The 3,704-nt window shown below is 63.3% G+C and carries 4 protein-coding genes and 1 tRNA gene; 2 read left to right on the top strand and 3 right to left on the bottom strand.

What is annotated here, in order from left to right; translation table 11 throughout:
* From MPJ51_RS21575 to modA, 3 genes are all read right to left on the bottom strand, one after another.
* A partial coding sequence (locus MPJ51_RS21575) for an ATP-binding cassette domain-containing protein (protein WP_298391102.1) occupies positions 1-466 on the bottom strand: 466 nt, incomplete at its 3' end.
* On the bottom strand, positions 463-1,155 hold the full coding sequence (gene modB / locus MPJ51_RS21570; protein WP_298391100.1) for a molybdate ABC transporter permease subunit: 693 nt from the start codon (positions 1,153-1,155) through the stop codon (positions 463-465). The genes modB and MPJ51_RS21575, both read right to left, overlap by 4 nt.
* A 4-nt stretch (positions 1,156-1,159) precedes the next feature.
* Entirely contained in the window at positions 1,160-1,921 is a 762-nt protein-coding gene (gene modA / locus MPJ51_RS21565; RefSeq protein WP_298391098.1) for a molybdate ABC transporter substrate-binding protein, read from the bottom strand.
* A gap of 180 nt (positions 1,922-2,101) precedes the next feature.
* Between modA and MPJ51_RS21560 the strand changes: the two genes are divergently transcribed.
* Together MPJ51_RS21560 and MPJ51_RS21555 are read left to right on the top strand one after the other, a co-directional pair.
* Entirely contained in the window at positions 2,102-3,355 is a 1,254-nt protein-coding gene (locus MPJ51_RS21560) for an aminotransferase class V-fold PLP-dependent enzyme (protein WP_298391097.1), read from the top strand.
* Between the two features lie 82 nt (positions 3,356-3,437).
* Positions 3,438-3,513, top strand: a tRNA-Val gene (locus MPJ51_RS21555).
* The last annotated feature ends 191 nt before the right edge of the window (positions 3,514-3,704 follow it).

Below are 3,704 nucleotides of genomic sequence, written 5' to 3'. Positions count from 1 at the left end.
CAAGGATCAGGCGCGGGCTGGCCAGCAGGGCGCGCCCGATGGCCACGCGCTGTTTCTCACCCCCCGACAACATCGCGGGGCGGCGGTTCAGCAGATGGCCGATGCCCAGCATCTCGATCACACGATCAGGGTCTTCCCGCCGGGCCGAGCGGGGTGCGAACCAGCGGCCATAAGACAGGTTCTGCCGCACATTCAGATGCGGAAACAGACGGCCTTCCTGAAAGATATAGCCCAGACGGCGGCGATGCGGCGGCAGCCACAGGCCCTGATCCGTGTCGAACAGAACCCGGTCGTCGATAGCCACCCGCCCCGCCTTGGGCCGCAGCAATCCGGCCACCGCATTGACGACCGTGGTCTTGCCCGACCCCGACCGCCCGAACAGTACTGTCACCCCCGGGGGCGCGTCGAATTCCAGATCCAACGCGATCCCCGGCAGAGCGTGTTTCAGGCGAACAGACAGACTCATGACCCGGCCACCCGTTGCGCCACGCGGCGGCCGACATATTCCGACAGCAGCAATGCCCCCATGGCGATGATGATCGAGATGATGACCAACCGCGTCGCGGCGGCCTCTCCACCTGGGACCTGCAAAAAGGCGTAGACAGCGGATGGCAGGGTCTGGGTCTGGCCCGGGATGTTCGACACGAAGGTGATGGTCGCCCCGAATTCTCCCATCGCTTTGGCGAAAGCAAGGATGGCCCCCGCGATCACGCCGGGCAGAATCATCGGCAGGGTCACCGTGACAAAGACCAGCGCCCGTGAGGCCCCGAGCGTCGCACCCGCCTGTTCCAGCTTCGGGTCCACCGCCTCGATCGACAGGCGGATGGCGCGAACCATAAGGGGGAAGGCCATAATCCCCGCCGCCAGCGCCGCCCCGGTCCAGCGGAAAGCAACAACGATGCCAAGCTCGGCCAACAGACTGCCCAGCGGGCCTTGCACTCCGAATGTCAGCAGCAGCAAATAGCCGGTGACCACCGGCGGCAGGATCAGCGGCAGATGAACCAGCCCGTTCAGCACCTGCCGCCCGGGAAACCGCCACCGGGCCAGCGCATAGGCGACGAATATGCCAAACGGCAGGGTGACCAGCGTCGCCCAGAAGGACACGCGCAGCGACAGGCGCAACGCCTCCAGTTCAGCTGGGCCCAGCCACCCCATGCGATTACTCAATCGGCAGGGAGAAGCCCTGCCCTAGAAACACAGCACCAGCATGATCTGATTGCAGATAGTTCAGAAAATCCGCTGCCTCCGGCCCGGCAGACCGGGTCAAGGCCGCCGGGTAGAGGATCGGCGGATGCAGATCGGACGGGATCGGCGCAACCACCTGCACCCGACCCTCGGCCCGTGCATCAGTGCGGTACACGATACCCATAGGTGCGGCGCCCGTGGCAACCAAGGCCAAGGCCGCGCGCACATTGTCGGCCTGCGCCACCTGCGTCCGAACGCCCTCCCACAAACCCAGCCCCTGCAACGCGGCCTTGCCGTAAATCCCAGCAGGCACAGCATCAACCAGCGCCATCGCCAGAAAGCCGCCCCCCAGTCGAGATTGCAGATCGAAGCCGGGACCGATCTCGGCCCCCGCGCTGCCCTGCGCACCGATCAGAACCAACCCGTTGCCCAGTAAATCCACCCGTGAGGCGGGGTCGATCAACCCGCCCTGCTGCAACACATCCATCCAGTCCCGATTGGCCGAAATGAACAGATCGGCAGGCGCGCCCAGCTGGATCTGTCGCGCCAAAACCGACGAGGCCGCATAAGACACCGTCACCGGTTGACCCGTCTGTTGCTCAAACCCGCTGGCCAACTCATCCAATGCCGTCTTCAGACTGGCAGCGGCAAAGACCAGAACGCCCTCGGCCCCGGCCCGGATCGGGGCTGCCAGCACCGCGCAAAAAGCGAAGGCCGCGATCAGATGGCGGATCATCCTGTGCCTCCGGTCCCAGGGGTTGCTATCCCCAAGGGGCATATCGGAGGCAGCCCCCGGCAGGCAAGGCCCTTTGCCGACACGCCCGGCCATGAAAGCCTGCAATTTCTGTCGCAAACGGGATTGATCCCGTCGCACAATCGCGCTGAAGGTAGCGCGACCAAGTACAGGACCCAGCCCATGTTGCACCAGACCCCCGGCCTTATCGACGAAATCCGCGCCCGTTTCGCCCATGTCGACGCCTGCCCGTTTCAAGGCCCGCGCATTTTCTTTGAAAACGCCGGTGGCGCGCTGACATTGAAAACGGTGGCCGAGACCTCGGCCAAGTTCGCGGCGATCCCGGACAATCAAGGGCGAGACAATGCGGCCAGCCACGCGCTGGTCGATATCATCAACACCGCCAAGGCGGACCTGTCGGTGTTCATGAATACCTCATCCGGGCAATTCTTTGTCGGCGAAAGCGGCACCGAGCTGCTGTTCCGCATGATCCGCACCGCCTGCGTAAACGCACCTGCGGGCAGCAAGGTCATCGGCAGTTCCATCGAACACCCCGCCAGCCGCAGCGCCGCGCGCCGTTGGGCCGGGATCGCCGGGCTGGATTACGTCAACGTCCCCCATGACGATGCCACCGGTCTGGTCACCGCCGAGGATTACGCCGCCCTGATGACCCCGGATGTCAGCGTGGCAACGATCCTGCATGCCTCTCCGGTCACCGGGATGGGCATGGATGTGGCGGCGATTGCGCAGGCGATCCGCGCGGTTGCGCCCGACTGTTTCATCATCGTCGATGGCATTCAGCACGCGGCCCACGGTCAGATGGATATCGACAGCTACGGCGTCGATGGCTACGCGATCTCGCCCTACAAGGTCTTCTCGCGCCACGGCTATGGCATCGCGTGGATTTCCGACCGGCTGACCGCCCTTCCCCATGACCAACTGATCGACGCCCCGACTGAGGGGTGGGAGTTCGGTACCCGCGACACCGGCTCTTACGCCACCATGTCGGATGTGGTGGCTTATTTCGACTGGCTGGGCGGACAGGTCTCCGACACCACCGACCGCGGCGACCGGATTCGCGCGGCGGGCAAGGCCATCCACGCCTATGAGACCCATCTGACCAACGCCATGATCAACGGCACCGGCAACCTGCCCGGTCTGCGGGATATGGAGCATGTCTCGGTGCTGGCAGGGCCCGACAATGATGCACGCGAGGGTCTGGTCTCAATCACCGTCCGCGATATCCCATCGGCGCAGGTGGTGACCCGGCTGAACGAACAAGGCATCCGCACCCATACCCGCAAGGCCGATCACTACAGCGGCAACGTACTGACGCCCCTTGGGCTGGATGATTGCATTCGCATCTCGCTGTGCCACTACAATACCGAGCACGAGGTCGCCCAACTGCTGGCCGCCCTCAAGAATATGGCGACCTGATCTGATAATGGGGGAGCGCGACAAAGAATTTCTGTCCTTCCCCCTTGCACCCACCCGCCTGCTTGGCTAAATCCCCCCTCACGGGTGATTAGCTCAGTTGGTAGAGCGCTTCGTTTACACCGAAGATGTCGGGAGTTCGAGTCTCTCATCACCCACCATCCTTTCCCCACAATGTATCAAGGTCTGAAGCGACTAGTACCTATTGCTGTGTTGCGCGTGAAACTGTGTCCGCTGTGCCTCCGCTGCATTTAAACGGAAAAGATGTCTCCAACACAGGAGATAAAAGGCAATTTCGCTTGTGCAGAGCGGACCTTGGTGGGCAGCACAGCATTTTGTCAGAGCGACAATC

It is taken from the genome of Ruegeria sp. (genome assembly GCF_028066395.1).
Classification (GTDB): Bacteria; Pseudomonadota; Alphaproteobacteria; order Rhodobacterales; family Rhodobacteraceae; genus Ruegeria.
Note: the sequence above shows the minus strand (reverse complement) of the source record. Positions and strands in the feature narration are given on the sequence as shown.